Genomic DNA, 5,424 nt, shown 5'->3' on the forward strand with positions numbered 1-5,424 from the left:
CTGAGGGCGCTTCCGGAAAACACGGCGCGCTACCGATGTGCCACCCCGCTCCTCTTTATGTCCTGTGGTTCAGCGGTTCGCGGAATCCCGCCGGGGTTGCGGTAGATTCGCGGTGGTTTTGTGTGCGCCCCGTGCCTAGCGAACTGGTGCGGGGGAGGGCTGTCGCGGTTTAGCCTGTTGCCTGGTGGCTTGGTGTTTTGCGTGCAGGCACACGAAAGCCCGCCGCAGCTTCCAGTGCTGCAGCGGGCAAACGCAAAACTCAATTACAGGACCGGCCAAATCCGCGTCACAAACTCGCGGAAGTCCTTCACATCCTTACCCTGCTCCAGCAGGCCTGTGCCGTAGCGGGTCACCACCTCCGCATTATCCTCGAAGACCAGCGCGAACGCGCTACCGTTCACCGATTCAATCACCACGGAGTCCTCACCCACCGAATAGGCGTGCAGGGCGTTCGTGTTATCAATCGTCGTGGCCGTACCCGCGGGAGTCAGTCCCGGCATGTTAATCGGCGCGATTATCACCTCGTCCGGAGAATCCTGGTAGCCGATGATGAAGTGCGTCTGATCCGGTGACTGGTGCACCGCCAAATCGGGGTTGCGGTACACGGCGCGGCCCGTCGCGTACACCAGGTTGTACGCACCGTAGTTAATGATCTGCTCATCAAAGACGGGGTGCATCACGCGCACGAGCTCCTCGGCGGTAAGGAACTCGGGATTCTCCAGAGAGTTGAGGGGGTCGACAACCTCTGCGTACTTGCTTGCTTCGGTCAGCTCGTCGGCGACCGGGATAATCGGTTCGGTCATAGCTTTAGTCTACCGGGGTAGGGGAGACAGGTCACGGGTTTACGGCGATATTACGCATCATTAACCGGGTAATACGCGTCTTTTGCGGATGCTGGAGTGAGGTTCATGCAAGATAGTGCACCAGCGTTCCGAGTGTCCACATCATGAAAGATGGGGCCTGACATGGGCTAATGTGCTCACAACTCGGTTGCCGCCCCTCTAGAGACTTGACTCACCTCTCAGAAAAGGGGCACTATAGAGGGGTGAAGACAGCAATGTTCCAGCGAATTCTACGCCTTGTCGATGTCGCCTAGGGCGCGTGGCAGGGTCTATTCACTGCGACTAAGCGCCCCTATCGCTACCACCAACAGCGGGGGGCATTTTTTATAGCTTGGTACCACCGGGCATAGGATGCGTGAGGACCACACAAATCCCACGCAGAACATTGAGTACAACGAAGAACCAAAAGACACGAGGCATTTCCATGACCATGGGATTTTCCACTTCTGATGACGCGGCAAACGCTCCCGCAGAACGCATGACCGGTTCTCAGGCAATCGTCCGCACCCTCGAAGACCTGGGTGTGACTGACGTTTTCGGCCTGCCTGGTGGAGCTATTCTGCCGACCTACGATCCCCTGTACGATTCCAAGAAGGTTCGTCACATCCTGGTCCGTCACGAGCAGGCTGCAGGCCACGCAGCTCAGGGCTACGCTGTCTCCAGCGGCAAGACCGGCGTGTGCATCGCAACCTCTGGCCCCGGCGCCACCAACCTGCTGACCGCAATCGCTGACGCCAACATGGACTCCATCCCCCTGGTCGCCATCACCGGTCAGGTTTCCACCAAGCTGCTCGGTACCGACGCATTCCAGGAAGCTGACATCGTCGGCATGGCAATGCCCATCTCCAAGCACTCCTTCATGATTACCGACGCACAGGACATCCCCCGTGCGCTCGCCGCAGCCTTCCACATCGCCTCCACCGGTCGCCCCGGCCCCGTGCTCGTGGACGTCACCAAGGACGCACAGGTTGGCATGATGGAATACCGCGGCATCCCCGAGGACCTCGAGCTGCGTGGCTACACTCCCGCAACCCGCGGCCACTCCAAGCAGATTCGCGAAGCCGCCAAGCTCATCACCGAGTCCAAGCGCCCCGTCTTCTACGTCGGCGGTGGCGTGGTGCGTGCTGGCGCATCCGACGAGCTGCACAAGCTGGCTAAGCTCATCGGCGCCCCCGTCGTCACCACCCTGAACGCTATCGGTGCGTTCCCCGAGTCCGACCCCCAGAACCTCGGCATGCCCGGCATGCACGGCACCGTTCCCGCAGTGGCTGCCATGCAGAAGTCCGACCTGCTCATCACTCTGGGTGCCCGCTTCGACGACCGCGTGACCGGCCAGGTCGACACCTTCGCCCCCGAGGCCAAGGTCATTCACATCGACGTTGACCCCGCCGAGATTTCCAAGATTCGCTTCGCAGATGTCCCGATTGTTGGCGACCTGAAGTACGTGCTGCCCGAGCTGACCGAGCTGCTCTCCACCGAGTTCGCTCAGGAGCTGCCCAACCTGGGCGAGTGGTGGAACGAGCTGAACGAGGTCCGCAAGGATTACCCGCTCGGCTACGAGAAGCCCTCCGACGGCCTGGGCTCGCCCGAGTACGTGCTGGAGCGCATTGGCGCCCTGACCGGCCCCGACGCCTACTACGTCACCGGCGTTGGCCAGCACCAGATGTGGGGTGCACACTACCTCAACCAGGAAAGCCCCCGCCACTTCATCAGCTCCGCAGGCCTCGGCACCATGGGTTACGGCGTTCCCGCCGGCATGGGTACCCAGGTGGCACACCCCAACTCCACCGTGTGGATTATCGACGGTGACGGCTGCTTCCAGATGACCAACCAGGAGCTGGCAACCTGCGCCCAGAACGGCATCCCCGTCAAGGTTGCCGTCATCAACAACTCCTCCCTCGGCATGGTGCGCCAGTGGCAGACTCTCTTCTACGATGAGCGCTACTCCAACACCGACCTGAAGGACGGCTACGGCACCGCACGCATCCCCGACTTCGTGAAGCTCGGTGAGGCCTACGGTTGCGCCACCTTCCGTTGCGAGCGCGACGAAGACGTGGACGCCACCATTAAGGCTGCCCTGGAGATCAACGACCGCCCCGTGGTTATTGACTTCACCGTGAGCCCGCACGCACTGGTCTGGCCTATGGTTCCGGCCGGCGTGTCGAACGACAAGATTTGGATTGCGAAGAACACTTCGCCCGACTTTGACCGCGAGGGAGAGAACAAGTAATGTCTCAGCACACCATGTCCGTTCTGGTAGAGGATAAGCCCGGCGTTCTGACCCGTGTCTCCGGCCTCTTCTCCCGTCGACTGTTCAACATCCTCTCGCTGGCCGTCGGCCCGACCGAGAACCCCGGTGTCTCCCGCATCACCGTTGTGACCGAGGGTGACGCCCACACCATCGAGCAGATTACTAAGCAGCTGAACAAGCTCGTGCACGTGCTCAAGGTCGTTGAGCTGCCCGCCGACTCCTCGACCCAGCGCGGCCACATCCTCATCAAGGTGAAGGCTGACGCCGTTGCACGTCTGCAGATTGTTCAGGCAGCTGACCTGTTCCGTGCCTCCGTCATCGACGTCTCTCCCGAGTCCGTGGTCATCGAGGCCACCGGTTCGGCAGAGAAGATTCACGCTCTGCTGGATGTCCTGGAGCCCTACGGTATTCGCGAGATTGTTCGCGCCGGTACCATTGCCCTCTCCCGTGGCCCCCGCGCCATGAGCGAGCGCATCTAACACCCGCACCGCGAGTGTAGAACAACCCCGCACACGCGGGGAACAGATCGGGTATCGCATCGCTTCAGCCGGGAAACCGGCGGCGATGCGGTACCCGGCTCTATAGGGTTCGCGAACCTTCCGGATGCTTCAGATGCTGAGAAGTACTCTCGAGAACCCGAAACTAAACAGCTTTCAAGTAAAATAGTGAATGTTGAGCCCAGCCTGGGCCGCATATCATAAAGTACTTAGGAGAAGAAAAATGGCAGCAACCATTTTCTACAACGACGACGCAGACCTCTCTGTGATTCAGAGCCGCACCGTAGCAGTTATCGGTTACGGCTCTCAGGGTCACGCACACGCACTGAACCTGCGCGATTCCGGCGTGAAGGTCATTGTTGGCCTGCCCGAGGGCTCCAAGTCCCGCGCCAAGGCTGAGGCAGAGGGCCTCCGCGTTGCAACCGTCGCAGAGGCAGCAGCAGAAGCTGATGTCATCATGATTCTGACCCCGGACCAGGTCCAGGCAAAGGTTTACGCAGAGAGCATCGAGCCGAACCTGAAGCCCGGTGACGCACTGTTCTTCGCACACGGCTTCAACATCCGCTTCGGCTACATCACCGTTCCCGAGGGCGTCGACGTTGCCATGGTTGCCCCCAAGGGCCCCGGCCACATCGTGCGCCGCGAGTTCGAGGCTGGCCGCGGCGTTCCCGCCCTGGTTGCAGTCGAGAAGGACGCATCCGGCGAGGCACTCGCACTGGCTCTGTCCTACGCTAAGGCACTGGGTGCAACCCGTGCAGGCGTCATCAAGACCACCTTCACCGAAGAGACCGAGTCCGACCTGTTCGGCGAGCAGGCAGTTCTCTGCGGCTCCACCTCTCAGCTGGTTCAGTACGGCTTCGAGGTTCTGACCGAGGCTGGCTACCAGCCCGAGATCGCTTACTTCGAGGTTCTGCACGAGATGAAGCTCATCGTCGACCTGATGATTGAGGGCGGCATCGCCAAGCAGCGCTGGTCCATCTCCGACACCGCAGAGTACGGCGACTACGTCTCCGGCCCCCGCGTGATCTCCCCCCAGGTCAAGGAGAACATGAAGGCTGTCCTGGCAGACATCCAGAACGGCAGCTTCGCAAAGCGCTTCATGGACGACCAGGCAGCCGGCGCACCCGAGTTCAAGGAACTGCGCGCCAAGGGCGAGGCACACCCCATCGAGGCTACCGGCCGCAAGCTGCGTAAGCTCTTCGCATGGAACTCCGTTGACGACGACTACACCGAGGGTTCGGTCGCTCGCTAAGCGGTAGCCAAGCTATAGCTTTCTGAGAATCCGGCGTCGCGCCTCTCCTCCCGTGTGGGGGAGGGGCGGGGCGCCGGATTTCTGTCTAACGAGAGCCCTATGAAATCCTCCAAACGGTATGTGTGATGCAGTTCATGCTTCCTTGGGTTGCGGGTGGGGTGGAAAGCGCGTATAGTATTTTCTTGTTGCAAGGGAAACCTGCAAAAACAGAATAAGCGCCTCTAGCTCAATTGGCAGAGCAATTGACTCTTAATCAATGGGTTCTGGGTTCGAGTCCCAGGGGGCGCACTTCAAAGAAAATCCCGCTGATTCTTCGGAATCGGCGGGATTTTTGCGTTCCCCGCGAAAAAGACTGGAGAAGCTTGGGGGTATAGATATTTCCCCTTGCTCCTACAGGGGACCTGTCCTCGCAGAGCTCGGACACCCTGATGTCGCGGCGGGGAATATCTATACCCCTGCGTGTCTGTGGTTCAGGGGGTCGTGGAATCCCGCCGGGTTCTGTGGGGGAATCGCGGTGGTTTTGTGTGCGCCCCGTGCCTAGCGAACTGGGGCGGGGAGGCTGTCGCGGTTTAGCGTGTTGCA

General features: G+C 60.5%; 4 protein-coding genes and 1 tRNA gene. 4 read left to right on the top strand and 1 reads right to left on the bottom strand.

Going from position 1 to position 5,424, the window contains the following annotated elements; translation table 11 throughout:
* Positions 1–263 precede the first annotated feature (263 nt).
* Entirely contained in the window at positions 264–803 is a 540-nt protein-coding gene (locus HMPREF2674_RS06535) for a hypothetical protein (protein ID WP_070825187.1), read from the bottom strand.
* A gap of 463 nt (positions 804–1,266) precedes the next feature.
* On the opposite strand from HMPREF2674_RS06535, the gene HMPREF2674_RS06540 reads away from it, so the two are divergent.
* From HMPREF2674_RS06540 to HMPREF2674_RS06555, 4 genes are all read left to right on the top strand, one after another.
* Entirely contained in the window at positions 1,267–3,072 is a 1,806-nt protein-coding gene (locus HMPREF2674_RS06540) for an acetolactate synthase large subunit (RefSeq protein WP_070825189.1), read from the top strand.
* Positions 3,072–3,572, top strand: a complete 501-nt coding sequence (gene ilvN / locus HMPREF2674_RS06545; RefSeq protein ID WP_049333225.1) for an acetolactate synthase small subunit — start codon at positions 3,072–3,074, stop codon at positions 3,570–3,572. Before HMPREF2674_RS06540 ends, ilvN begins: the two co-directional genes overlap by 1 nt.
* Positions 3,573–3,813: 241 nt before the next feature.
* On the top strand, positions 3,814–4,842 hold the full coding sequence (gene ilvC / locus HMPREF2674_RS06550) for a ketol-acid reductoisomerase (RefSeq protein ID WP_070483881.1): 1,029 nt from the start codon (positions 3,814–3,816) through the stop codon (positions 4,840–4,842).
* A gap of 215 nt (positions 4,843–5,057) precedes the next feature.
* Positions 5,058–5,130, top strand: a tRNA-Lys gene (locus HMPREF2674_RS06555).
* Positions 5,131–5,424 lie beyond the last annotated feature (294 nt).

The organism is Rothia sp. HMSC062F03, from assembly GCF_001836905.1.
Lineage (GTDB): Bacteria > Actinomycetota > Actinomycetes > Actinomycetales > Micrococcaceae > Rothia > Rothia mucilaginosa_A.

Coding starts and splice junctions, on each gene's coding strand:
- HMPREF2674_RS06540 (WP_070825189.1), top strand. CDS start 1,267: ATGACCATGGGATTTTCCACTTCTGATGACGCGGCAAACGCTCCCGCA.
- ilvC (WP_070483881.1), top strand. CDS start 3,814: ATGGCAGCAACCATTTTCTACAACGACGACGCAGACCTCTCTGTGATT.
- HMPREF2674_RS06535 (WP_070825187.1), bottom strand. CDS start 803: ATGACCGAACCGATTATCCCGGTCGCCGACGAGCTGACCGAAGCAAGC.
- ilvN (WP_049333225.1), top strand. CDS start 3,072: ATGTCTCAGCACACCATGTCCGTTCTGGTAGAGGATAAGCCCGGCGTT.